The sequence below is a fragment of the Hymenobacter psoromatis genome (genome assembly GCF_020012125.1).
Taxonomy (GTDB): Bacteria; Bacteroidota; Bacteroidia; order Cytophagales; family Hymenobacteraceae; genus Hymenobacter; species Hymenobacter psoromatis.
In genome coordinates, this window is the sequence record NZ_JAIFAG010000001.1 from 1,077,674 (window position 1) to 1,101,257 (window position 23,584).

General features: G+C 62.7%; 23 protein-coding genes and 1 pseudogene. 9 read left to right on the plus strand and 15 right to left on the minus strand.

The annotated features are described in order from the left end of the window. The first annotated feature begins 18 nt into the window (after nucleotides 1-18). On the plus strand, nucleotides 19-519 hold the full coding sequence (locus LC531_RS04580) for a hypothetical protein (RefSeq protein ID WP_223649139.1): 501 nt from the start codon (nucleotides 19-21) through the stop codon (nucleotides 517-519). A gap of 33 nt (nucleotides 520-552) precedes the next feature. Beyond that, nucleotides 553-1,383: a LytR/AlgR family response regulator transcription factor gene (locus tag LC531_RS04585; RefSeq protein ID WP_223649140.1), complete on the plus strand. Its 831-nt coding sequence runs from the start codon at nucleotides 553-555 to the stop codon at nucleotides 1,381-1,383. Between the two features lie 34 nt (nucleotides 1,384-1,417). Here LC531_RS04585 and LC531_RS04590 read toward each other — a convergent pair whose 3' ends face one another. From LC531_RS04590 to LC531_RS04615, 6 genes are all read right to left on the minus strand, one after another. After that, nucleotides 1,418-2,005 carry a Uma2 family endonuclease gene (locus tag LC531_RS04590; protein WP_223649141.1) on the minus strand — a complete coding sequence of 196 codons (588 nt, stop codon included), beginning with the start codon at nucleotides 2,003-2,005 and terminating at the stop codon, nucleotides 1,418-1,420. Between the two features lie 31 nt (nucleotides 2,006-2,036). Continuing rightward, nucleotides 2,037-2,624, minus strand: coding sequence for a Uma2 family endonuclease (locus tag LC531_RS04595; RefSeq protein WP_223649142.1), 588 nt, complete (start codon nucleotides 2,622-2,624; stop codon nucleotides 2,037-2,039). Between the two features lie 65 nt (nucleotides 2,625-2,689). Beyond that, the gene (locus LC531_RS04600) at nucleotides 2,690-3,484 is read right to left on the minus strand and encodes a LytR/AlgR family response regulator transcription factor (protein WP_223649143.1); all 795 of its coding nucleotides are present in this window, start codon (nucleotides 3,482-3,484) and stop codon (nucleotides 2,690-2,692) included. 12 nt (nucleotides 3,485-3,496) lie between these two features. Continuing rightward, a complete protein-coding gene (locus tag LC531_RS04605; RefSeq protein ID WP_223649144.1) occupies nucleotides 3,497-4,504 on the minus strand; it encodes a sensor histidine kinase in 1,008 nt (335 codons plus the stop codon). 35 nt (nucleotides 4,505-4,539) lie between these two features. Then, entirely contained in the window at nucleotides 4,540-5,409 is an 870-nt protein-coding gene (locus LC531_RS04610; protein ID WP_223649145.1) for a hypothetical protein, read from the minus strand. Beyond that, complete coding sequence (locus tag LC531_RS04615; RefSeq protein ID WP_223649146.1) at nucleotides 5,406-5,867, minus strand: ABA4-like family protein; 462 nt, start codon at nucleotides 5,865-5,867, stop codon at nucleotides 5,406-5,408. The genes LC531_RS04610 and LC531_RS04615 overlap by 4 nt, the downstream gene beginning before the upstream one ends. A 265-nt stretch (nucleotides 5,868-6,132) precedes the next feature. Between LC531_RS04615 and LC531_RS04620 the strand changes: the two genes are divergently transcribed. Continuing rightward, complete coding sequence (locus LC531_RS04620; RefSeq protein WP_223649147.1) at nucleotides 6,133-7,695, plus strand: TlpA family protein disulfide reductase; 1,563 nt, start codon at nucleotides 6,133-6,135, stop codon at nucleotides 7,693-7,695. A gap of 151 nt (nucleotides 7,696-7,846) precedes the next feature. Continuing rightward, the gene (locus LC531_RS04625; protein ID WP_223649148.1) at nucleotides 7,847-8,584 is read left to right on the plus strand and encodes a hypothetical protein; all 738 of its coding nucleotides are present in this window, start codon (nucleotides 7,847-7,849) and stop codon (nucleotides 8,582-8,584) included. Between the two features lie 34 nt (nucleotides 8,585-8,618). On the opposite strand, the gene LC531_RS04630 is transcribed toward LC531_RS04625, so the two are convergent. The 9 genes and pseudogenes from LC531_RS04630 to LC531_RS04670 all read right to left on the minus strand — a co-directional run bounded on the left by LC531_RS04630 (nucleotide 8,619) and on the right by LC531_RS04670 (nucleotide 16,900). Further along, complete coding sequence (locus LC531_RS04630; protein WP_223649149.1) at nucleotides 8,619-9,491, minus strand: DUF481 domain-containing protein; 873 nt, start codon at nucleotides 9,489-9,491, stop codon at nucleotides 8,619-8,621. Between the two features lie 17 nt (nucleotides 9,492-9,508). Continuing rightward, nucleotides 9,509-10,627 carry an AMP-binding protein gene (locus LC531_RS04635; RefSeq protein WP_223649150.1) on the minus strand — a complete coding sequence of 373 codons (1,119 nt, stop codon included), beginning with the start codon at nucleotides 10,625-10,627 and terminating at the stop codon, nucleotides 9,509-9,511. A 32-nt stretch (nucleotides 10,628-10,659) separates the two neighbouring features. Next, nucleotides 10,660-11,208: pseudogene (locus tag LC531_RS04640) on the minus strand (NADAR family protein). Nucleotides 11,209-11,239: 31 nt separating this feature from the next. After that, nucleotides 11,240-11,617, minus strand: a complete 378-nt coding sequence (locus tag LC531_RS04645) for a hypothetical protein (protein ID WP_223649151.1) — start codon at nucleotides 11,615-11,617, stop codon at nucleotides 11,240-11,242. 178 nt (nucleotides 11,618-11,795) lie between these two features. Further along, nucleotides 11,796-12,245, minus strand: coding sequence for a hypothetical protein (locus tag LC531_RS04650; protein WP_223649152.1), 450 nt, complete (start codon nucleotides 12,243-12,245; stop codon nucleotides 11,796-11,798). Between the two features lie 137 nt (nucleotides 12,246-12,382). Beyond that, nucleotides 12,383-13,207, minus strand: a complete 825-nt coding sequence (menB, locus tag LC531_RS04655) for a 1,4-dihydroxy-2-naphthoyl-CoA synthase (RefSeq protein ID WP_223649153.1) — start codon at nucleotides 13,205-13,207, stop codon at nucleotides 12,383-12,385. Between the two features lie 118 nt (nucleotides 13,208-13,325). Further along, nucleotides 13,326-15,068, minus strand: coding sequence for a 2-succinyl-5-enolpyruvyl-6-hydroxy-3-cyclohexene-1-carboxylic-acid synthase (menD, locus tag LC531_RS04660; protein WP_223649154.1), 1,743 nt, complete (start codon nucleotides 15,066-15,068; stop codon nucleotides 13,326-13,328). 161 nt (nucleotides 15,069-15,229) lie between these two features. After that, entirely contained in the window at nucleotides 15,230-16,465 is a 1,236-nt protein-coding gene (locus LC531_RS04665; RefSeq protein WP_223649155.1) for a chorismate-binding protein, read from the minus strand. 9 nt (nucleotides 16,466-16,474) lie between these two features. Then, nucleotides 16,475-16,900, minus strand: coding sequence for a hotdog fold thioesterase (locus LC531_RS04670; RefSeq protein WP_223649156.1), 426 nt, complete (start codon nucleotides 16,898-16,900; stop codon nucleotides 16,475-16,477). 205 nt (nucleotides 16,901-17,105) lie between these two features. Here LC531_RS04670 and LC531_RS04675 point away from each other — a divergent pair, with 205 nt between their 5' ends. The 5 genes from LC531_RS04675 (at nucleotide 17,106) to LC531_RS04695 (ending at nucleotide 23,529) form a co-directional block, all read left to right on the plus strand. Continuing rightward, nucleotides 17,106-17,729 (plus strand): histidine phosphatase family protein, encoded by a 624-nt coding sequence (locus LC531_RS04675; RefSeq protein ID WP_223649157.1) that lies wholly within the window; start codon nucleotides 17,106-17,108, stop codon nucleotides 17,727-17,729. Nucleotides 17,730-17,815: 86 nt separating this feature from the next. Further along, the gene (locus LC531_RS04680) at nucleotides 17,816-19,531 is read left to right on the plus strand and encodes a pyruvate dehydrogenase complex dihydrolipoamide acetyltransferase (protein ID WP_223649158.1); all 1,716 of its coding nucleotides are present in this window, start codon (nucleotides 17,816-17,818) and stop codon (nucleotides 19,529-19,531) included. Between the two features lie 159 nt (nucleotides 19,532-19,690). Then, nucleotides 19,691-22,270, plus strand: a complete 2,580-nt coding sequence (locus LC531_RS04685) for a TonB-dependent receptor (protein ID WP_223649159.1) — start codon at nucleotides 19,691-19,693, stop codon at nucleotides 22,268-22,270. A 164-nt stretch (nucleotides 22,271-22,434) separates the two neighbouring features. Next, the gene (gene hslV / locus LC531_RS04690; protein WP_223649160.1) at nucleotides 22,435-22,977 is read left to right on the plus strand and encodes an ATP-dependent protease subunit HslV; all 543 of its coding nucleotides are present in this window, start codon (nucleotides 22,435-22,437) and stop codon (nucleotides 22,975-22,977) included. Between the two features lie 45 nt (nucleotides 22,978-23,022). Continuing rightward, nucleotides 23,023-23,529 (plus strand): STM3941 family protein, encoded by a 507-nt coding sequence (locus tag LC531_RS04695; protein ID WP_223649161.1) that lies wholly within the window; start codon nucleotides 23,023-23,025, stop codon nucleotides 23,527-23,529. The last annotated feature ends 55 nt before the right edge of the window (nucleotides 23,530-23,584 follow it).

A 23,584-nucleotide genomic window follows, 5' to 3' on the forward strand; every position in this document is an offset into this window, starting at 1 on the left:
GCGGGGCTGGCTTGCTACATGGTAAAAGAAAGAACGTATGTGCTGCTGGTGCTGGCCACCGCGCTGGTAGTGGGCCTGATTTGGCTGCTCACCAGCCGGGCTGCTACCCCCGATGCCTACCCCGACGTGGCCGGGGCGCTTAGCCAGGCCCGCCCCGCCGACGTGGAGAGCATTACCTGCTACCCCCTGCTGCCCGACCGGCGCGGGCGGCCGGCCCGCCCGTTTCAGCTGCGCACGGCCGCCACCGTGGCCCCGCTGCTGCGGGCGTTGCGCCAAATGCGGCCCGTTATTGTTGACAAACAGACGTTTAATCCGCTCATAGAAACTACGGTGATGGTACGCCTGCGGCCGGAGCTGGCGGCGGCGTGGCACCTGCACAGCCGCGACATCATCTGGCGGCTGGCCCTGGCCGCCGAGGGCGACGTGGCGCTGCGGGCATTCAGCCAGGTCGTGTGCCAGAGCCCAGCCCTCAACCGGCAAGTGCGGCAGCTGCGCGATAGTGTAGACGCGGCTAAGTAAATTCAGCCGGATTTTCCTTCCCAAGCCTACCCCATGCTCCGCGCGTTAATCGTTGAAGATGAGCCCTTGGCGGCCCGCCGCCTCGTCAATTTGCTGCAGCAGCAGGCCGTGCCGTTCGAGGTGTTGGGCCCGGCCGAGTCGGTGGCGCAGGCCGTGGCCCTGCTGCAAGCCGGCCCCGCGCCCGATGTGCTATTCCTGGATATTCACCTGGCCGATGGCCTCAGCTTCGAGCTATTTGAGCAGGTGCGCGTGACGTGCCCGGTTATTTTTACGACCGCCTACGACCAGTACGCGCTACGGGCCTTCAAGGTAAATAGCGTCGATTACCTGCTTAAACCACTTGACGAAGAAGAGCTTAGGACGGCCGTGGAGAAATTCCGGCAGCGCCACTATGCCGCCAATGAGTCCAAAATTGGTACAAAAAGTTCGGTTTCCAGCACAAACCTACCCGCGCCGACGCTAGATGCGGCCACCCTGGCGACGCTGGTGCAGCAGCTGCGGCAGCCCGTGGCCAGCTACAAAGCGCAGTTTGTGGTGCGCGTGGGCGAGCACCTCAAGGTAGTGCCCGTGGAGCAGGTAGCGTACTTTTTCAGCCTCGAAAAAACGACCCTATTGCAAAGTGTTGATGGTCGTAAGTACGTGGTGGACTACACGATGGAGCAGCTCGAAGGCTTGCTCGACCCCGCCCAGTTTTTCCGGCTCAACCGCGCCTTTTTGGCTCGGCAGGCCGCCATTCATGACATTATTCACTACGCCAGCTCGCGGCTGCAAACCATCCTCAAGCCCGCCCCGCCCGAAAGCGAAGGCCCCGTGCTGGTGAGCCGCGAAAAAGTCAGCGTGTTCAAGAGCTGGCTCGATAAGTAGGGGTAGGGCGCGCTAAACTCTACCTTCCGTTCTCTTACTCCACGCTGCGCAATTCCTTCAATTCCAGCAAAAAGCCGGGGAGTACCGGGTCGCCGCTCAGGCTTTGCTCGAAGCCCTGCACGAGGCGGGGCGGGTGGGGCGGCTCGAATACGTACACCGTTTCGGTGCTGGGCACGATGAGCCAGGCCAGGCGCACGCCGGCCCCCAGCCAGTCGTGCATCTTGGTGAGCAGGTCGGGCAGGCGGTCGGAGCTGGAGGCCAGCTCCAGCACAAAATCGGGGCAGATGCGGGCAAAGCGGCGGCGGTCGTCGGGGGCCAGGGCCTGCCACCGCTTCTCGGCTACCCACGAGGCATCGGGCGAGAGCATGGCCCCACCGGGCAGCGTGTAGCCCGTGGACGAGTCGCCCACCCGGCCCAGGCGCGTGCGGTGGTTCCAGTGGGTGAGCTGGTAAGACAGCTCGTTGTTGGCAAAGCCACTCTCGGTGAATACGGGGGGCATAATCGTGATTTGGCCGCTGCTGTTGCGCTCGATGCGCAAGTCGCGGTGGTCGAGGCAAAACTGCGCAAATTCCGCCTCCGTAAGGCGGTCCAGCACCGGGGTTTTGAGCTTGATAACATCCATGACAAGGAGCGAATAAGGCGGTGAAAAATAGCTAGCCGCGGGGCCGCAGCCGCCGCAGCTCCAGCTCGAAGCCGGGCAACACGGACCCGCCGCTCAGCACCTGGTCGAAGCCCACTACGGGCCGCACGGGCTGGCCCGGCTCGAAAATATACACCGACTCGGTGGCGGGTACAATAAGCCAGCCCAGGCGCGCGCCGGCTTCCAGCCAGTGCTCCAGCTTGCGCATGGTGTCGGTGAGGCGGTCGGAGGGTGAGAGCAGTTCGGCCACAAAATCGGGGCACACGCGGGCAAAGCCACGCCGGTCGTCGGCGCTCAGCGCGTCCCAGCGGGCCTGGGCCAGCCAGCTGGCATCGGGCGAGAGCATGGCCCCGGTCGAAAGCGTGAAGCCTGCCGACGAATCGAAGGTCTTGCCTAGTTGGTGCTGGCGGTTCCACAGCACCAGGTCGGTTATCAGGTCACTGTTGTAGGAACCGGTTTCGGAGCTGGCGGGGGGCATAATGGTAATCTGGTGGCTGGTAGCGCGCTCGATGCGCAGGTCGCGGTGGTCCTGGCAAAACTCAAAGAACTCCGCGTCGGTGAGGCGGTCCAGGACGGCGGTTTTTAGCTTAATGGCTTCCATGACGATACATTCAGAATCAGGCTAACAAGATACGGGCAAACCTGCGCCGGGCGGGGCCGCCGCGCCTACCCTTCCAGCCACGCTTTCAGGGCGCTGGCTTTTTCCTTGCTCACCAGCACCTCGCCGGTGGGGGCGGGGCTCAGCTCCACCAGCAGCTTACCGCCGAAGTAGGGTAGCAGCCGGCGCACGGCCGGCACCTGGGCAATGAGCTGGCGATTGAGCCGAAAGAAGCGGGTAGGGTCGAGCAGGCTTTCGAGCTGCTCCAGGGTATAATCGACCACGAAGCGGCGGCCGTCGGGGGTGGCGAGCGTGGTGGTGTCGTGGCGGCTCTGAAACCAGGCCGCCTCGGCCGTGGGCAGGGGGAGCAGCGTGTCGCCCTGCCGCACCAGAAACCGTGTTTTGTACGGCCGCTGCGGGCGGGGTAGGGCATCGAGCAGGCGCTCCAGGGGGGAATTAAGAGTTAGGAGTTGAGAGTTAAAAATTGGGTTAGAAAGCCCATTTGAATTAACTCTTAATTCTGATTTCCCCAGCGCGGCTTGCAGCTCGGGCAGCTTGAGGGGCTTTAGCAGGTAATCAATGCCATTGGCCCGGAAGGCTTGCAGGGCGTATTGGTCGTAGGCGGTCGTGAAAATAACCGGGCTGCGCACCAGCGTTTGGGCAAACACGTCGAGGCTGAGGCCATCGGCCAGCTGGATGTCGCTCAGGATGAGGTCGGGCGCGGGGTGCTGGTCGAGCCAGGCTAGCGCGCCGGCCACCGTGTCGAGCACGGCCAGCACCTGGGCCGTGGGCGCGGCCAACAGCAACAGCCGCTGCAAGCGCTCGGCGGCGGGGTACTCGTCTTCGAGAATCAGAATGCGCAAGGGCGGCATGAGCTAAGCGGGCAGCAAGGGCAGCGTCACGGCAAAGATGCCGCCGGCCTGCGTCACTTCTACCGGCTGCGCCGCGCCGAGCAGGGCGTAGCGCCGGCGCACGTTGGCCAGGCCCGTGCCAGTGCCGGGGGCCAAGCCAGCGGGCCGGGGCTGCCAGGTGTTTTCGACGCGCAGCGCCTCGCCCGCGGCCACCAGGCGCAGGTGCAGCGGCCGCGCCCGTGAGGCTTCGTTGTGCTTGAGCGCGTTTTCGACCAGCAGCTGCACGCTGAGCGGGGCCACGTGCCGGGCCGGCAGGGGGGTAGGGAGGTCGTAGCTCACTTGCACGTTGTCCCGAAAGCGCACTTTTTGCAGGGCCAGGTAGGTTTGCACGAAGGCCAGCTCCTCGGCCAGCGGCACGGTAGGGCGCTCGCGGGCCAGCAGCACGTAGCGGTACACGTCGGCCAGGCCCTCCACGTAGTGCTGGGCGGGCTCATTGCGGGGCTCGATGAGGGCGGCCAGGGTATTGAGCGAGTTGAACAGAAAGTGCGGGTCGAGCTGCTGGGCCAGGGCATCGAGCTGGGCCTGGGTGCTGGCGCGGGCCAGCTGCTCGGCCCGGCGCTGGTTTTCCTGCCACTGCTGAAATAGGTGCCGGCTCTCGTACACGAGCAGCACAATGAGCGTCGAAACCAGGTTGAGGCCCGTTTCGCGCAGCCCGTCGGGTAGCCGCAGGTGGTAGCCTTCGACCCCGGCCAGGCCCGCGCCGAGGCCCAGCGTCACGAGCAGCGTGTAGCCGATGGCCCCCGCCGCCAGCCACCACAGGCGGCGGGCTGTGGCGGGGGCCTGTGGCCAGCGCCGCAGCAGCCCGCGCCACAGCGCCACGTTGCCCACCCACAGCACCAGCGTAAACGTCAGCGAGATGCCGTAGGCCGCCAGCCAGTACCGGCCCAGCGGCACGCTGAAGATGCCGCGCGGCACCAGCTCCAGCGCCGCCACCAGCAAAATACCTACGCCCATAAACCGCCGGTTGCTCATGGCCGTGAAGGTCGGGCCAACCCGCCAATGGCGCACTAGCGCAGCAGCGGCCGCCCCGCCAGCGCCCCCAGCAGCAGCGCCGCCACCGCGCCGGCCCACAGTGCCGCGCCTACCCCCGTAAGCAGCGCCGCCCGGCGCGGCACCCGGCGGCTAAGCACCCAGCCCAGCAGCGGCAGCGCCTGCAAGGCGTGCATCCCCATAAAGTGCGCCGCGCGCAAATCGCCGGCCACGGTGCTCCAGCCCAGGCCCGGCAGGCCGGGGCCACCATCGGGCGCGCTCACCGTATGCTGCTGATTATGAATCATAAACCCACCCAGCATAGAGCCTGCCACGAACACCAGCAGCCCCAGCCGAAGGCCCCACACGTAGCCCGCCGGGCCGTGCGGCCGGTAGCGCCAAGCCAGGTACAGGGCCCAAAAAGTCATGGCCGTATTCACGGCAATAAATACGCCCATCAGCCCAAACAGCAGCCCATTTAGCGCGCTGCTTTGGTTGTAGTGCGAGGTGGTGCCGCGCGCCGCCTGAATGAAAATAACAGCCTGCTCAATCAGCATACTCAGTGCCACGCCCCAACTGAGGCGGCGCACGGCGCGCTGCGCGGGGGCGGGCAGGTCGGCCAGCAGCCAGGCCAGCGTCCAGGCGTAGGCCACGATGGAGAGGCTGAATTTCAGGGGCTTGAGCCACACCAGCGCCCCCGTCACGAGGCGGTGGTCGAGGGGCAGCAGCGCCAGCGCCCCGGCGGCCAGCGCCACATTCAGCCAGCCCGTGGCCGCGAGCGGCGGGTTTACGCGGCGCAGCACGCGCAGGGCTTTGGTCACGGCCGACTGGTGCGGGGCCAGGGGGGCCGGGCCGGCCGGGCCGGCGCCGGCCGTAGTTCTGAAGGCAGTCAAATGCAAAGCTTTCATAAGGCAGTGGATTGATTTTCAGTTAAAAGTGATGTTTTTTCAATAGCCCGGCGCACGCCGAAATATAGCAGCAGCCCTACCGGGCCAAACAGAAAGGTGAGCCCCAGGCACGGCACCAGCCAGCCGTGCGGCACGCCGCGCCGCCGGGCATCGCGCGCCTCCCAGGCCCCGGTAAACAGGTCGAAACACAGGTAGTGCACCCAGCCCGCCAGCAGCGCCCACGGGTCTCGGAATAGCGCCGCCACTTGCGCCAGCGAGCCGAAGCCGCCCTCCGCGCCGTGCCCATCCAGGTAGTGCGTGGTGATGAGCACGGCGTAGGCCGCGGCCAGCAGCAGGGGTAGGGCTCCGCTGAGCACCAGTAAGTTGGTGAAGCGCCAGCGCGGAGCCAATACCAGCAGCGCCCAGCCCAGCAGGGCCAGCGGGTTGGCCAGGGTGAAGAGGAAGTCGGGGGTGAGCATGGCGGAGGGGGTAGGGGATAGCAACTGCCTCAAAACTACCACTTCGCTACCCCGCGCCGCCAGCCCAACCAGGGCGAAACGCCCCGGCCGCCAGGCCAGGCGGCTAAACTACCGGGTGAGCCGTTAAGGGCTGATTAATTGGTGAAGGGCTGGAGCTACCCATCTAATGTTTTCCTGCTAATCCTAGCCGCGCCTTAGCCGCCTAGCCGGGGGGTAGGGCGAGTATCTTTGCGAAGCCGGGCCTACTCCCGGCCGCCGCACGCCTATGCAGTTGAGTTGCCGCGCTCGGGGGCGCACGTATTTGCTTGCTAACGCGCTGGTCTGGCTGCTGCTGGGTGGCTGGCCGCTGGCCGCCGCCGCCCAAATTCACCCGGCCCGGCGGGCAGCCCTACTCCCCCCGCCGCCCTTCAAGGTCCCGCCTTTCCGGGCGGCTCCGGCCGAGCGGGCGGTAGCCGGCGAGGTAGTCGTGAGTGGGCACCTCGACCAGGTAACGGCTCCCACCATCAGCCTCAGCTACGCGCCCGACTGGCGCGGGCGGCCCACCCAGACCGTGACGGCCCCGGTGAGCCCGGCCGGTAATTTTCGATTGGCCCTACCCCCCCTGCCTGCCCCGACCGAAGTGCGCCTAGGCTACGACGGGGAGTTTGCGACCCTCTACCTCACGCCCGGCGACGCCTTGCGCCTGAGCTTCGACCCCGGCCGCCTCGACCAGACCATTGCCTACGCTGGCCAGGGGGCTGCCGCCAACGCTAACAACTACCTGGCCCAGAGCTATCTGCAAGCTAACCAGGACGACGAAGCCCGCCGCACCCCCGACGCCCGCGCCGCCACCCTGAGTGCCGCTGAGCTGCGCCGCGCCGCCGATACCTACCGCCAGCGCCGGCGGGCGGCCCTGGCCGCCTACGCGGCGGCCCACCCGCTGCCGGCCGCCTTCCGGCGGCAGCAGGAGCAGGCCCTCGACTACGAATGGGCCGCCACGCTGCTGAGCTACTACGCCCACCAGCCAGCCGAGCGGCGGCAGCAGGGCTACGCTACCCTGCCCGTGGGCTATTACGACTTTGTGCCCGAGCTGCGGCTTGAAAGTCAGGATTCGGCTCTCACTACCAATACCTTGCAAAACCTGCTGCTGACCTACGGCTTCACCCAGCTTAACGACCCCACCGGCAACCTGCCTACCGGCCCCGCCGCCGGCCGCCGCCTCTACCAGCGTGCCACCGACGACCTGGGCGGTGGCCGCGTGCGCGACGTGGCCGTAGGGCAATATCTGCTCACCAAAGTCGAGAGTGAGCACACCGATATTCGTCCCTTACTAGCTGATTTTAAGGCTAATAACCGCGACTCGACTATTGCCCGCGACTTGCGCCGGGCCGTGCGCGCCCACCTGGCCCTGGCCACCGGCCAGCCCGCGCCCGACTTCACCCTGCCCGATGCCAGCGGCCGGTTCGTGGCCCTGAGCAGCCTGCGCGGCAAGGTCGTGTACCTCGATTTCTGGGCCACTTGGTGCGCGCCCTGCCTGGCCGAAATGCCAGCCAGCCGGGCCCTGCGCCAACGCTTTGCGGGCCGCGACGTGGTGTTTCTCTACGTCTCGCTCGATAGCCAGGCCGCCGACTGGCAGCGCTACCTGGTGGCCCACCCCACCTCCCCGGCCGCCGTGCAGCTGCACGAGGCCGGAGCTTTTGAGGGCGTGGCGGCCAAGGCGTTTGGGGTGCAATCCATCCCCAACTACTGGCTTATCGGGCGCGATGGCCGCATCCTGGCCAGCCACCCGCCCCTGCCCTCAACCGGCCCGGCCATTGAGGCGGCGCTGGAGCAGGCCCTCCAACCTTAAACTTTCCTTAAGTCTTGCCGGTTTAATGCATCTTATCCCTCCAGCTAGCCTCTTCGGGAAGAAACTCGGCTAAACGCCCGCTTGCTTATATCCTCTCTACTCCGGGGCCGCGGCGCGCCCGGCGCGCCGGTCCCCGAACGATTTATCCCAGGTGCGCTTCTTTGCTATTTTATGTGGGCGAGTGGGGCTGGTCGGCTGGCTGCTGGCTGGCCTGGCGGGGCCGGCCCCGGCCCACGCGGCCCCGGTCGATTCGCTGCGGCCGGCCCCCGTGTTTGACCACCGCCGGCTGGTAGTGCAGATTGATTCGCGCTACTCCATCATCAACAGTCACTTTGTTACCATCAACGGCCTGAAGCTGGGCCTGGAGTTTCGGGGCCGGGTGCGCGCCGGCGTGGCTGCCTACCTGCTCAGCAGCCGCATCCCTACCCGCCTGCCGCCGCCCAACAATGCCGCCGACGAGGCCGATGCTACCCTGCGCTTCTACAACATAGCCGTCTACGGCGAGTACATCTTGCTCGAAAATGCCCGTTGGGAGTTGGGGGCCAACCTGCAAAGCGGCATGGGCACGGTGCGCATCGAGTACACCAACGAGAGCCTGAACCGCGAGCGCTCGCCGCGCGATTTCATTGCCCTGGTCGAGCCCTCGCTGGCCGCCCAGATGCGGCTTTTCACCTGGGCCAGCCTGGGCGCAGGCGCGGGCTGGCGGCAGCCGCTGTTCGTGTCCGAAGGCATCCGCGATGAAATCAGCGGCCCCATTTTCTACGTTCGGGCCAAAATCCTCATCGGCCCGCTCGTGCGCCTCGTGCGCCACCGCGAGCCGCTTTTTTCCCAAAAAGACCTGCGCGTTCACGGCCTCAATCGCAGCACCCGCCAGAAGTTTCTGCGGTAGGCAGTGGGTAGTAATAGAGATACTTACTAAACCCCTACCTTCCCGCCGAGTAGGTAAAGCCCACGGTCAGGTTACTATTGCCGGGGGCGCGGCCCTCCACCGCAATGCTTTCGTAGGAGTAGGAGAAAGCAGCCGTGAGGGCTAAGTGCTTGCTCACATTGAAGTTAAGGCCGCTGGTGAGGTTCAGGCGGTAGTCGTGGGCCACGTTTTGCAGCGAAGGCTGGTAGTAGAGTAGGCCCGTGAGTACCACCGGCCCCCTACCCCCCAGCCGCAACTTGAGGCGCGTGGAGCCGCGGGGCACCTCGCGCAGTAGCCCGTTCAGATACTCGGTGTGCTCATAAAGAAAAAACTGGCTGATACCCACCTCGTTACTGAGCGTATCGGCGTAGAGGGTGTAGCCCGCGCCGGCCCCCACCACGAAGCGCCGCGCAATGGCCCGCAGGTTGCTTTGCTCGGCATCGCCCAGCAGGTAGTACTTCACCCGGCCGCGCTGGTAGGTGGGTGTAAGCAGGCCCATCAATTCGCGCTCGCGCAGCAGCCCGTCCTGCTTGCCGTAGCTAAACGAGCCCGAGGCCGGCAGCAGCCAGTGCCGGGTAAGCTTAAAGTTGGCCGTGTGGCTGGTGGTGAAGTAGACGCGCTCCACGGTGCCCGCGCTATAAATGCCCGTGAGCGTGGCCGTGTAGCGGGTGCCGCTGGCCTGCACGGTATACGTCTCAAACTCCGAAGAGGGCACGCCGCCCGCCGACCCGGCGGCTGGGGCCACCACCGGCGTATCGGCCGTGGGGGCCCTGGTAGTATCGGCCGGAGCAGCCTGCTGCGCCAGCGCCCGGCCGGGCAGTGCCAGCGCGGCCAGCAGCGCCACGGCGGGTCCAAAGTGGGGCCGCTTATGCGTTGGGTAGTCGGTCATAAATTCAGCTTGGTTCCCTACCCCCGCCGGCCGCGCCCGTCGCCGCGCAGGGTGGCCGCCCGGTCAAGTTTGCCCGAAGCCGTGGTTTTGAACGCGGGCACGTAGCCCACACTTTTGGGCACTTCGTACTTGCCGAGGCGCTCGGCCAGCAGGGCCAGCAGGCGCTTTTCGAGGGGGGTAGGGAGCGGCTCGCCCTCCACGTAGGCCGTCACGGCCTGGCCCAGGCGCTCATCGGGCCGGCCGGCCACGAAGGCCCGGCGCAACTGCCCTAGCTCGGCCAGGGCCACGTCGAGCACCTGCTCCACCTTTTCGGCCTGCACCTTCACCCCGCCCGAGTTGATGACGAAATCGGCGCGCCCCAGCCAGTCAAACGTGTGCTTGTCCAGTAGGTCGATGCGGTCGTTGGTCACGATGAGCTGGTCGTCGGTCACATCGCCGCGCACGGTCAGGCAGCCGCGCTCATCCTGGCCCAGGTGCAGGCCGGGTAGCCCCCGGTAATGGGGCGAAGCGTCGGGGCCGTTCAGGCGGCGCAGGGCCACGTGCGAGGCCGTTTCGGTCATGCCGTAGGTAAGATATACTGGCACGGTTAGCTGCTGAATTTCAACGAGTAAGCTCGGCTCTGCGCCCGCGCCGCCCACCAGAATGGCCCGCATCTGGTTGAGCCGCCCGGCCCGGCCCGCCGCCAGCACGGCCCGCAGCTGCAAGGGCACGAAGGCCGCAAAATCAAACGCCGCGTCGGCCGCCACGAAGTCAAACGGGTCGGCGTGGGGCTCCACTACCGTCAGGTGCATGTTGCGCTCCAGGCCGCGCACCAGCATCATCTTGCCCCCGATAAAATCGCAGTTCAGGCAGACCAGCGCCCGGTCGCCGGGCCCCAGGTCGAAGTAGTCGCCGGTGCGCGCCGCCGAAGCCGCCAATTGCCTGCGCTTCAAGGTAATAAGCTGTGGCTGCCCGGTGCTGCCGCTGGTGCGCAGCCCAAACTCTTGCGCGCCCAGCAGCCACTGGCGCAGCAGCTCGAGCACCTTGGCCTCGTAGCCGTTGAGGGAAACGGGGGGGGTAGGGCTCTGCTGAAGGCTGGCGTAGCTGAACTCGCGGCCGTTGAGCAGCAGAGAAGTGGGGAGGGAAGGGGAAGGCATCGGGCAAAATTACGGCCGTGCGGGAGTAGCCGCTAGCCGCGCAGCTGGTCCCGCACTTCCATCAGGGCAAAGCCGAGCAGATTGAGACCATTCCAGCGCCTGGGATTAGCGGCTCGCTCGCTGTCGGCCGCCAGGCCAATGCCCCAGATGCTGTCTACCGGGCTGGCCTCCACCAGCACGCGCTCCCTGGTATTCAGTAGAAATTCCCGCAAGTCAGGGTGCTGACCAAATTTTTCTGCGTTCCCGCGCGCGACTATCGCCGAGCGCTCAGCATTCCAGAGGGCCTCCTCAAAGTGCTTGACCTGCCGGCCCAACGCCTTTGCTTCGGCCGGCGATTTAGCCGCGATAATCTGCTGGTATATCTACTGGTCGTTGAATAACAGGGCTTTCTGCGCCATCATCCAGTGCTCGGTTGTCGGATAACGCACGTCTTCCACAACAAACGGTGCTGCCCACCACTGACTGAAACAAGCGGCCGTGAGGTCACCGTTTTTGCTGCGCTGGTGGCCCCAGAAGAATAGAAATTTTATCCGCTCCTTTTTCTCAATCCTAGTGATGAGCCAGTTCAAGTTATAAGCCATGCGTAAAATGCTGACGTGAAATATTTTACGGTTATAAGTCGTGAAAATAAAATTCGCGCGCTTTATTCCCCCTCTTTATTTGGGCCGATAGGTCGCCGGCCCGCTTTAGCAAGCTATCCCCGGCGGCGGCGTAGGCAACCAGCGAATGCTGCTCGACCAGTAGATAAGCTTCCCGTGACGAAGGCGATAAATCATTTTCTGTTACTTCTGCCGAAAAAAACGTCTTGCCCCAATCTATCTCCTCCGCTAGTAAAGTGCCTTGCTCAATTTCTAGTACGGGTTCACCGCGAACGTTTGAGCTCTTCCGAGTTATTAACGCACGGTAGCTTAATTGGCGCGCCCGTATGGTAGCCTCCTCTTTATTTAGTGGCTCCTGTTTGGACACAAGCCAAATAAATACTACTATCATCGGGATGGCGAATAGTGATTTTAGCCAAGGCGGATACGCTTCCGTATCGAGTAAGTATTCAAGGGTCTTGACAAGTGAGAATCGAGTTGGCACTAGTCTTAATCAGTAACGAGTTAGATGGGAGAAATATGAAAATGTAGGTAACAAAAAAATACTGAGCGTTATCTTATCCTTAAAATCAGCTGATAAGCCAGCGCTGATACTTGCGGGCATCCGGAGCCGTGCGCCAGGCTAATAGCCCCAGCAGGGCCGCGCAGGCCAGCAAATCCAGCGGCTGCCGGGTGAGCAGGTAGGCCGCCAGTAGGGGTAGCCCCAGCAGCCCCAGCAGGCTATTACGCAGCAGTAAGCGGCTCTGGTAGAGGCGCATATTCTCGGCGTAGGGCCGACGCAGATTGGGTCGCATGTACTGCGCCACGGCGTAGAGCGCCAGGCTTAGTAGCGGTAGCAAAGCCAGTAGCAGCAGCAACGCGGGCCAAGTGGCCAAGCGAGGATTGGCCGACCCCGGCCCGGCAATATGACCCAGGGCGGCCAGCCCCGCGCCACCCATTAGCAGGGCCTGCACGGAATAGTGCAGCCAATGCCCGCGCCGAATGCGGCGCATGGCGGCGTGGTAGTCGGCATCCGTCATGGCAGGGGTAGGGGCGGAAAAAAACGGCGACCACTGGCCGGCGCGGCGGGCTCGGAATAATTGTAAAAGACGAAAAAAAACGTCATGCTCAGCCTCGCGAAACATGACGTTCTCTTAACTACTACCCGAGCACCTGGCTACGGGAATTTCGGGAATTTGGAGAAGTCGGGCTGGCGCTTTTCGAGGAAGGCGTTTTTGCCCTCTTTGGCTTCCTCGCTCAGGTAATAGAGCAGGGTAGCGTTGCCGGCCAGCTCCTGAATACCAGCCTGACCATCCAGCTCAGCATTGAAGCTAGATTTCAGCATGCGCAGCGCCAGGGGGCTCTTCTGCAAGATTTTGTGGCACCAACTCACGGTAGTTTCTTCCAGCTTGTCGAGCGGTACTACCTTATTAACCAGGCCCATGTCGAGGGCTTCCTGCGCGTCGTACTGGTCGCAGAGAAACCAGATTTCGCGGGCTTTTTTCTGGCCTACGATGCGCGCCAAGTAACTTGCCCCGAAGCCGCCGTCGAACGAGCCCACGTTGGGGCCGGTTTGACCGAAGCGGGCGTTGTCGGCGGCAATGGTCAGGTCGCACACCACGTGCAGCACGTGCCCGCCGCCAATGGCCCAACCGGCCACCATCGCAATCACGGGCTTCGGGATGCTGCGAATCATCTTCTGCAAATCCAGCACGTTGAGGCGGGGCACGGCATCGCCGCCCACGTAGCCGCCGTGGCCGCGCACGCTCTGGTCGCCGCCCGAGCAAAAGGCTTTGCCGCCCTCGCCAGTGAAGACAATTACGCCGATATCGGTGCGGTTGCGGCAAATAGTCATCGCCTCAATCATCTCATCCACCGTGAGCGGCGTGAAGGCGTTGTGCACCTGCGGCCGGTTGATGCTGATTTTGGCAATGCCCCCGTGCTGGGAGAAAATGATTTCCTGGAACTCCTTAATCGGAGTCCACTCGATGGTTTCAGACATAGGTAAGATGTTGAGATTCCGCGTCCTCCGCGAATTCTTCCGCGTCTTCCGCGGTAAAAATCCTAAGTAGATTCACCGCGGAAGACGCGGAAGAATTCGCGGAGGACGCGGAAGCGAATTAAGAAAAAGCAGCCTTGACTGCGGTACGGTATTCCTCGAAAAACGCCGCATTGGTTTTGGAATCCGTAAAGATTTCCAGCACCGCCGCGCCGCCTTCGGCCGCAAAGAAAACCGGCAGCGCGGTATCTAGTTCAGCAAACGAACTCACCGGGAAGTAGCGCAGCTGGAAATCGCGGCATAAATTCTCGGCCGTGAGGGCCTGCGTGGTTTCAAAAAACTCGTCCAACTCCGGCTGGTCGCGCGGCCCGTCGATGAGCCGGAAAATGCCGCCGCCGTGGTTATTGAAGAGCACGACCCGCAGGTTGGGGGTAGGGTAGTTGTGCCAAAAAGCGTTGCGGTCGTAGAAAAACGCCACGTCGCCGGTGAGGAGAACTACCGGCCGTTCGGGCTGCGCCAGCGCCGCGCCCACCGCCGTGCTGTTGCAGCCATCAATGCCGCTGGTGCCCCGATTGGCGAATACTTCAATTTGGCGGCCTTGCGGTAAGCCCAGAATATTGGCATAGCGGACAGCCATGCTATTAGCGAGGTGCAGGGCGGTATTTGGAAGCAGAGCTGCTAAAGCCAATCGGAAGGCGGAAAATTCGGTAAAAGGTTGGCTGGCATTATCAAAAAAATTCAGTAAAAAATTAGTGGCGCGTTGGTTTGCAGTACGCCAGCTTCGGCCAAATGCTGAAGTCTGAATTCTATCGTCCTGAAAGAATTCAGCCGCAAAATCCTGAAAGAAAAAGCTAGGATTTACCCGAAAAATCTGCGCGAGTGAGCGGAAGGTATCGGCAACAGGACCAGAATTTGGTTGAATATGCCAGTGTCGTTTAGGGGCGTATTTGCGCAAATAATTTTTAAGAGCTTTTGAAATGAGGGAATTACCAACCGTAATTAATAGCTCCGGCCGTAGCTCTTCCAAAAAATTAATATTTTGACTTGCTAAAAAAACGTCGGAATGACAGGATTCCGCCGGCGTATTAGTCGCGTTGCTAATAATATCGGCTGCGATAGCCGCGCCACTGTGCTTAGCGAAATGGCTAAGTGCGTCAGCTAAATTAGCGTCCTGAGCATTTTGCCCTACCACTATCAGAATGCGCTTGAACAACGCGTCTGATTCTGAATTATTTGGCAGCAGTTCTTTCCCAAAAGTATTCATGGAAACCTCTGCCCCGCTATCCTGAATAATCTTCACATCCTGCTCGTACTCAATATCTTCCCCCACCTTCGGATAAAATGGCTCGCGCAGCGGAATATTCACCTGCACCGGCCCGGCCGGCCCGGCCTGCGTTAAATTAATGGCCTCGTTAATTATGCGTTCGGCGTGCCACTTAGCATCGGGGTGGGTAGTATCGGCCGGGAAATCGAAGGCGGCTTTGGCGTGCGCGCCGTAGAGGTTGCGCTGGCGGATGGTCTGGCCGTCGAGCTGGTCAATCCACTCGGGCGGTCGGTCGGCGGTGAGGATGAGCAGCGGGATTTGCTGGAAAAATGCCTCCGCCACGGCGGGCGCGTAGTTGAGGCCGGCCGTGCCGCTGGTGCACACCAGCACCACCGGGCGCCGCGTGGCCTGCGCAATGCCCAGGCCAATAAAAGCGGCGGCCCGCTCATCGGGCACCACGCGCAGCTTACCGCGGTAGGCTGGGTGCCGCGCAAACGCCAGCGTGAGCGGGGCCGAACGCGAGCCGGGCGACAGAATAACGTCGGTAATTCCGTGCCGTGCACATATTTCGGCGATGTTGAAAACGGCCTGGTTGTTCATTTAACAGTTATCAATTAATATTTAACAGTCGTTCAAGTATCGTTTGTCATTGCGAGCCTGCGAAGCAATCTTTCCTTCCGTCGGGGGTAGTAAATCCAACGGTGCGAGCGACCAGGAAAGATTGCTTCGCTTTGCTCGCAATGACAAATGGCGCTTCAACGTTACCTCAAAACCGCGCCCACCGTGGTCAGTTTCAATTCCGTTTCCTGCCACTCGCGCAGCGGGTCCGAGTCGGCGGTGAGGCCGGTACCGGCGTACAGAATAGCTTCCTCGGCGCGCACTTGCAGGCATCGCAGGTTCACAAAGAGGCGCGACACGCCGGGCGCAGCCACGTTGACCGGCCCCAAAAAGCCGCTGTAATAGGCGCGGTCGTAGCCCTCGTAGCGGCGCAAAAAATCCAGGGCCGCCGCCTTGGGCATCCCGCCCACGGCCGAAGTCGGGTGCAGTAGCCGCAACATATCGGTGCCCAGCGAGGCGGCGGCGGGCACGTTGCGCAGGTTTACCTCGAAGTCGGTGCGCAGGTGCAGCAGCTGCCCGGCGGCCACGGTGCGCGGGCCGGTTTCCTGGTATTCGCGCAGGCGCAACTGCTTGAAGCAGTTCACGATGTAGCGCGCCACCAGGGCCTGCTCCTCAATCTCCTTCTGCCGCCAAATGGCCTCCTGCGGCCGGTGGCCCGGCACCAGCTGCTGCGTGCCAGCTAGCGCCACGGTATGGAAATGCCCGTCGGCCGTGACTTCGGCCAGCACTTCGGGCGACGCCCCCAGCCAGGTGCCTACCCCCGGCACGCTCACCAGCGATACGAAGGCGCGCTCGTACCGCCGGCTCAAGTCCTGAAATGCCCCCAGCGGGTCGAAGCCCGGCGGTAGCGGCCGGTGCGCCACCCGCGAGCTGACCACCTTAACCACTTCTTTGGCCTCGATGGCCGCCACGCCCCGTTGCACCAGCCGGCGATAGTCGGCCTCGGTGGTAGCAGGCGGCGCGGGCGGCGCGCCGTGGGGCCAGGCCAGCGTGGGCGGGGGGGGTAGGGCCAGCCAGGCCGCAATGTTAGGCACCAGCCCGCGCGCGGCCGGCGCAATGCTAACTGCCTCGGGCCGGGCCAGGTCGTACTGCACATCGGCGGGCAGAAACAGCGCTGGGTTGTGGTCCGACTCGTGGAAGGGAAAGAACGCGAAGCCCGCCGGCGCGGCCGGGTCCAGGGCGGGGGGTAGGCCGGTGTACGCATCTTCCAGCGAGCGGCTTATGAGCAGGCGGGCGTGCGCCGCGCCCGGCTCGCGCCAAATGGCTAGCGGCCGGCCCGTGCGCAGCGCGCCCGCCGCCAGGTGGCGCAGACGGGCCGGGCCATCGAGGGCCGCCGCCGCCGCGGGCCAGGGCAAAAGTCGGGGCTCGGTGGGCTGCATCAGACCGCGTTAATTTTTAGTCGCCGGCAGGTCGATAACGGCCATTGTGATACGGCTGATGCAAACCAGCGCGCCGGTTTCCTCGTGCGTGATGCGAATTTCCCACACCTGCGTGGTGCGGCCTACGTGCAGGGCCGTGGCCCGGCCGCGTACCCAGCCGTCGCGCACGCCCTTGATGTGGTTGGCGTTGATTTCCAGGCCCACGCAGGCTTGCCGGGTCACATCGATGCGAGTGGCCGCGCCGATGCTGCCCAGCGTTTCGGCCAGCGCCACCGAGGCCCCGCCGTGCAGCAAGCCCATTGGCTGGTGCGTGCGGCCGTCTACCGGCATCCGGCCTTCGAGGTAAGTATCGGTGAGCGCCACCAGCTCAATGCCCAGCGCATCGGCCAGGGTAGGGCGGTGCGCAGTCCAGGTTTTTACGTCGTCAAGGGTCATTATTTCGGTTATGTTTTGCTGAAGTTGTTGTCCTTGCGAGCGTAGCGCGGCAATCGCCCCCGAACGATGACCGAACGAGCGGCGCGGGTGTCGTTCGGGGGCGATTGCCGCGCTACGCTCGCAAGGACAAACGATTTAAAATCAAACAACGCAGTAGCCAACCCGTACTTTACGGCATTGTTCGGCAAAACTACGCGCCTACCCCGTGCCAATTCAGCAGCTCTACCTCCTTCGCCACGGCCAAACCGATTTCAACGTGCAGGGCATTGTGCAGGGCAGCGGCATCAACTCCGACCTCAACGACCGCGGCCGCGCGCAGGCCGCCCAGTTTTGGGAAGTTTATCAGGACGTGCCGTTTGACCGCATGTATACCTCCAAGCTCAAGCGTACCCAGCAATCGGTACAGCAGTTTATCGACAAGGGCATCCCGCACGAGTCGTACCCGGCCCTCAACGAAATCAGCTGGGGCACCCGCGAGGGCACCCGTATCACGCCCGAAGAAGATATTGAATACGCCCGCGTGCTGGCCGCCTGGCGGGTCGGCGATGACCACGCCCGCCTACCAGGAGGCGAAAGCCCGGCCCAGGTAGCCGCCCGCCAGCGCCCGTTTATCGAGCTGCTACGCAGCCGGCCGCAGGATGAAATGGTGCTGGTGTGCTTGCACGGGCGCGCCCTGCGCGTGCTGCTGTGCCAGCTCCTGGGCTACCCCCTGCGCTGCATGGATGGCTTCGAGCACCAAAACCTGTGCCTGTATAAGCTGCACTACGTGGGCGGGCGCTACACCATCCGCAATTTTTTGGATGTGAGTCATTTAACCCCTTCGCCCTAACTTCGGCTACCCAGCGGCCGTGCGCCCGATTGTTTCCCCACCTTTTGGCGGCTAATTTTGGCCCCCAATCCCAACCTGCAATTCCGATGGCCGAAATTATCAAAATGCCCAAAATGAGCGACACGATGACCGAAGGGACCATCGCGGCCTGGCTCAAGAAAGTAGGCGACAAAGTGAAGGCGGGCGATATCCTGGCCGAAGTCGAGACCGACAAGGCCACGATGGAGCTGGAAAACTACGAGGACGGTACCCTGCTCTACATCGGCCCAAAAGAAAAAGACTCCGTGCCCGTAGATGGCGTGTTGGCCATTGTGGGCAAGGAGGGCGAAGATATTTCGGGCTTGCTCAGCAGCCAGAACGGGGGTAGCACGCCCGCCCCAGCGGCTGCTCCGGCCGCCGCGCCGGCTCCTACCCCCGCGCCCGCGCCCCAGGCCGCCGCGCCTACTCCGGCTCCAGCCGCCGCGCCTACCCCCACCGCGCCCGCCAATGGCAAGAAGGCCATCGTGGTGCGGATGCCCAAAATGAGCGATACGATGACCGAAGGCACCATTGCCGCCTGGCTGAAAAAGGTGGGCGACAAGGTGAAAGCGGGCGACGTGCTGGCCGAAGTCGAGACCGATAAAGCCACGATGGAGCTGGAGAACTACGAGGATGGCACCCTGCTCTATACCGGTCCGAAAGAGGGCGAAGCCGTAGCTGTTGATGGCGTGCTGGCCATTATTGGCGAGGAAGGCGCTGACGTTCAAGCCTTACTGAGTGGCCAGAGCGGCGGCGCGGCGGCCCCTACCCCCCCTGCCGAGACCGAAGCGGCCGCGCCTAGCACCTCCCAACCCGAAACCAGCAGCCAGGAACCAGCTGCTCCAACCGGCCGCCTCATTGCCTCGCCTCTAGCTAAGAGCATCGCCAAGGATAAGGGCCTCGACCTGCGCCAAATTAAAGGCAGCGGTGAAAACGGCCGCATCGTGGCCCGCGACCTCGAAAACGCCCAGCCCCAGGCCGCTACCCCGGCTCCGGCAGCCACGCCAATGCCGGCCCAAGCTCCGAGCGAGTACATCCAGGCTGCCTTGCCCGAAGCTACCAAGCCCGCTGCCCAAGCTCCTAGTACCAGCGCCCAAGCATCGGACACCTACACCGACACGCCGGTGTCGCAGATGCGCAAGGTAATTGCCAAGCGCCTGTCGGAGAGCCTATTCACGGCCCCGCATTTCTATCTGACGATGGAGATTGTGATGGACCGGGCGATGGAAACCCGCGTGAAACTCAACGAGCTGTCGCCGGTAAAGCTGTCGTTCAACGACCTGGTTATCAAGGCGTGCGCCGTAGCACTGAAGCAGCACCCGGCCATTAACTCGTCGTGGCTCGGCGACCGTATTCGCCAGAATAAGGTGGTGAATATCGGCGTGGCCGTGGCCGTGGACGAGGGCCTGCTGGTGCCCGTGGTGCGCAACGCCGACGGCAAGGGCTTATCAGCCATCGCCACCGAGGTGAAAGAGCTGGCCGGCAAGGCCAAAAGTAAGAAGCTGCAACCCGCCGAATGGGAGGGTAGTACCTTCACCATCAGCAACCTGGGTATGTTTGGTATCGACGAATTCACTGCTATCATCAACCCGCCCGATGCCTGCATCCTGGCCGTGGGCGGCATTAAGCAAACCGCCGTAGTGCGGGACGGCGCGCTGGCCATCGGCCACCTCATGAAAGTAACCCTGAGCTGCGACCACCGGGTAGTAGACGGGGCCACCGGCGCGGCCTTCCTGCAAACCGTAAAAGCCCTGCTGGAAGACCCCATGCGGATGCTGATTTGATTTTAGGTTGAAAAACCCAAGTAGCCATTTTGTATAAACTCCACAAAAACCAGCCCTAGCAGGCTGGTTTTTTGCATTATAAAGCTGTTTTGGGGGTAAGTTAAGGGGGTAGAGAACGAAATACTATACATTTGCTCTTCACCCTACCCCCTTAATCCCATGAAGCACAGTCTACTCACATTTCCACTACTGGTAGCTTCCAGCGCCGCTTGGGCCCAAAGCCAAACCCTGGCGGGCCAGGTGCAGGACCCTACCGGCCGGCCCCTCATTGGGGCCACGGTGGTCGAAAAAGGTACTAATAATGGTACGGGCACGGATGGTAACGGCCGGTTTGTGCTGCGCGCCCGCACGGCCCAGCCGCGGCTGCTCATTAGCGCCTTGGGCTACACGCCCCAGGAGGTAAGCGGTGGCAGTGCTATCACGGTAAAGCTAGCCGAGAGTAATACCGCTCTCGAAGATGTGCAGATAGTAGGTTCGCGCAGTCTCAACCGCTCCGTCACGGACTCGCCTTCGCCGATTGACTTGATTGACGTGCAGCAGGTGACGGCTAAAACCGGCCAGCTCGACGTGAACCAGCTGCTGCAGTTCGTGGCCCCCTCCTTCAACTCGAACCGCCAGACCGGGGCCGACGGGGCCGACCACGTGGACCCGGCCAGCCTGCGCGGCCTCGGCCCCGACCAAACTCTGGTGCTCGTGAACGGCAAGCGCTGGCACCAGTCGTCGCTGGTGAACCTGTTTGGCAGCCGCGGCCGGGGCAACACGGGCACCGACCTGAACACGATTCCGGCCGCCAGCATCGAGCGGATTGAGATTCTGCGCGATGGCGCGTCGGCCCAGTACGGCTCCGATGCCATCGCGGGCGTCATCAACATCGTGCTCAAAACCAGTACTAAGGAGCTGACCGCCAACGTGAACTACGGCGCTTACACCGCGAAGTACCGGTTTGATGACCAGACCTTCGATGGCGGCAACCTGAACGTGAATGCCAACTACGGGGTGGGGGTAGGGAAGGGCGGCTTCGTGAACCTGACCGCCGACTACAACCAGCGCGAGCATACCCAGCGCGCCAACGTGCCCGCCCCCGATGGCATTCAGCGCCGCCAGTACGGCGACCCGCAGGTGTACAACACCTCGGCCTACCTCAATAGTAAGCTGCCGCTGAGCGAGAATATCTACGCCTACGTGTTTGGCGGCATCAATGTGCGCCGGGGCAATGCCTACGCCTACACGCGCTTCCCCACCAGCACCGACGACAATGGTAATACCATCCCGAACCCGCGCAGCAACGCCACACTCTACCCCGATGGCTTCGACCCCATCATCACCAGCGCCATTTTTGATGGCCAGGGCGTGGCGGGCTTGCGCGGCAATTTTGGCGGTTGGGATGTGGACCTGAGCAATAGCTTTGGCTCGAACCGCTTTCACTACGGCGTGAAAAACACCCTGAACGCCACCCTCGGGGCTACTTCGCCTACCACCTTCGACGCGGGCGGCTTTCAGCTCCAGCAGGATGTGGCGGACCTCAATATCAGCCGCAATTTCAAGACCGTGGCCCAGGGCCTAAACCTGGCGTTTGGCAGCGAATACCGCCGCGAGTGGTACCAGATTTTTGCCGGTGAGCCCGGTTCTTACACTAACTACACGCCGAATAATGGCGTGCCCGCTGGGTCGCAGGGCTTTCCGGGCTTTCAGCCGCGCAACGTGCTGAAGGCCAGTCGTAACAACATCGGCGTGTATGCCGATGCCGAGCTTAACGTAACCACGGCCTGGCTGGTGGAAGGGGCCGTGCGCTTTGAGAATTACAGCGACTTTGGCAGCAACGTGACCGGCAAGCTGGCTACCCGCTACAAGCTGAGCGATAACTTCTCGCTGCGCGGCACGCTGAGCACGGGTTTCCGGGCACCGTCGCTGGCGCAGATTAACTTCAACACCGTGTTTACCAACGTGGTGGGGGGTAAGCCTGTGGATATTCTGCTCGACCGCAACAACGGGCCCGTGACCACGGCCGTGGGCATTCCGCCCCTCACGCGCGAGCTGTCGCGCTCGGTCAGCCTCGGGTTTACGGGCCGGGCCAGTACCATTTTCACTTTTACTGTGGATGGCTACTATATTCACATTCAGGACCGCATCGTGCTCACGGGCACGTTTGACCAGACCGATAACGTCATTGGGGCCACCCTGGCGAGCCTGAACGTGGGCCAGGCCCAGTTCTTCGCCAACGCGGCCTCCACCAGCACGTTTGGCCTCGATGCCGTGCTGGCCAATACGCTGGGGGTAGGCAGCGGCCGCCTCACCACTACCCTGGCTGGCAACCTCAACCGCCTGAACGTGACCAGTGTGCAAACCACGCCCAAGCTGGCGGGCAAGGAAGACGTCTTCTTCGGCCCCCGCGAGCAAGCCTTCGTGAAAGCCTCCGCACCGCCGTTCAAAATTAACCTGACCCTGGATTATAGCCTGGGCCGCTTCGGGGCGCTGGTGCGCTTCGTGGAGTTTGGCGGCGTCAAGCTGATTGACTACAATGGCGACCCCGAAAACTACGACCCGCGCCTGACCACCGACGTGGCCCTGAGCTACGCCCTCACCAATCACTTGCGCCTGTCGCTAGGCAGTTCCAACCTGTTCAATAAATACCCCAATTTCTTCAACCCCCAAGCTACCGAAACCGGCGGTGCCTGGGACCCCGTGCAAATGGGCAGCAACGGCCGGATGCTGTTTGCCAAGCTGCAAGCGCGGTTTTAAGGGGGTAGGGAATAAAAAGAACGTTATGCAGACCGTAGGGAAGCATCTCGCTCGAATCGTTGAATCACCAACCCAACGGCACGAGTAAGATGCTTCTCTGCGGTCTGCATGACGTTCTTTTGGCGCTAACCTGTTTCCCGGCCAGGCAAGCGTATTTTTGCGCCATGCTCCCAAAAATTCGCTCTACAACCGTGCTCGGCGTGCGCCACAACGGCCAGATTGCCCTCGGGGCCGACGGCCAGGCCACGATGGATAAGCACGTGGCCAAAAACAACGTGCGCAAAGTGCGCCAACTCAACGATGGCAAGGTGGTAACCGGCTTCGCCGGCTCCACGGCCGATGCGTTTATGCTGCTCGACCGCTTCGAGGAAAAGCTCGCTGCCTATGGCAACAACCTCAAGCGTGCCTCCATTGAGCTGGCGAAGGACTGGCGCAAAGACCAGTACCTGCGCAAGTTAGAAGCCATGATGGTGGTCTGCGACAAGGACGAGCTGCTCATTGTGAGCGGCACCGGCGACGTGCTGGAGCCCGATACCGACGTGGCCGCCATCGGCAGCGGGGCCATGTACGCGCAGGCCGCCGCGCTAGCCCTGAAGAAGCACGCCTCGCACCTCACGGCCCGCCAGATGGTGGAAGACGCCCTACACATCGCGGCCGATATCTGCATCTATACTAACCATAATCTGATAATTGCGGAGCCGGCCTGATGCGTTAAATAGCCGCCGATAGTTCACTTTTGTAAAGCCCTAGCTATGCCGCTTGCCTTGCCCCAGAGCTACCACAACTCTAAAACCAAAGCGGCGGGGTTGCTGCTGCTTTCCTTGCTTTTTGTGAGCGGCGGGGCTTTGATAGTTTGGAAAGGCGACACCGAAGACCACTGGATAGGTGGGCTGCTAATGGCGTTTTTTATAGTTGGCGTAGTGGTATTTGCCCGGCAGTTTCTGGACCAGGCCCCCCGCCTCACGCTCACGGCCACGGGCATGACGGACCGCTCTCTCAAGCTGGGCGAAATTCCCTGGCGCGATATCGAAGGGGCCTATTTGCGCAGCGTTTATTTGCGCAGCGTTCGCGGCAGCGAGTTTATTTGCCTGCAACTACGCAACACCGACGACTACCTGGCCCGCCTCTCGCCGATGATGCGCCGTCTCTTAGGTACCAATACTGCCCTGGGTTTTACTCCCATCTCGCTCAATCTGACCGGCCTAAAGGCTGATACTAACGAGATTCTGGCTATCGTGCTGGCGCAAAGTGGGCGGTAGATTAGTTTGTATTTTTTGCCTGCCAGGGCGGTCCTTTTACCGACGCAAGTTATTT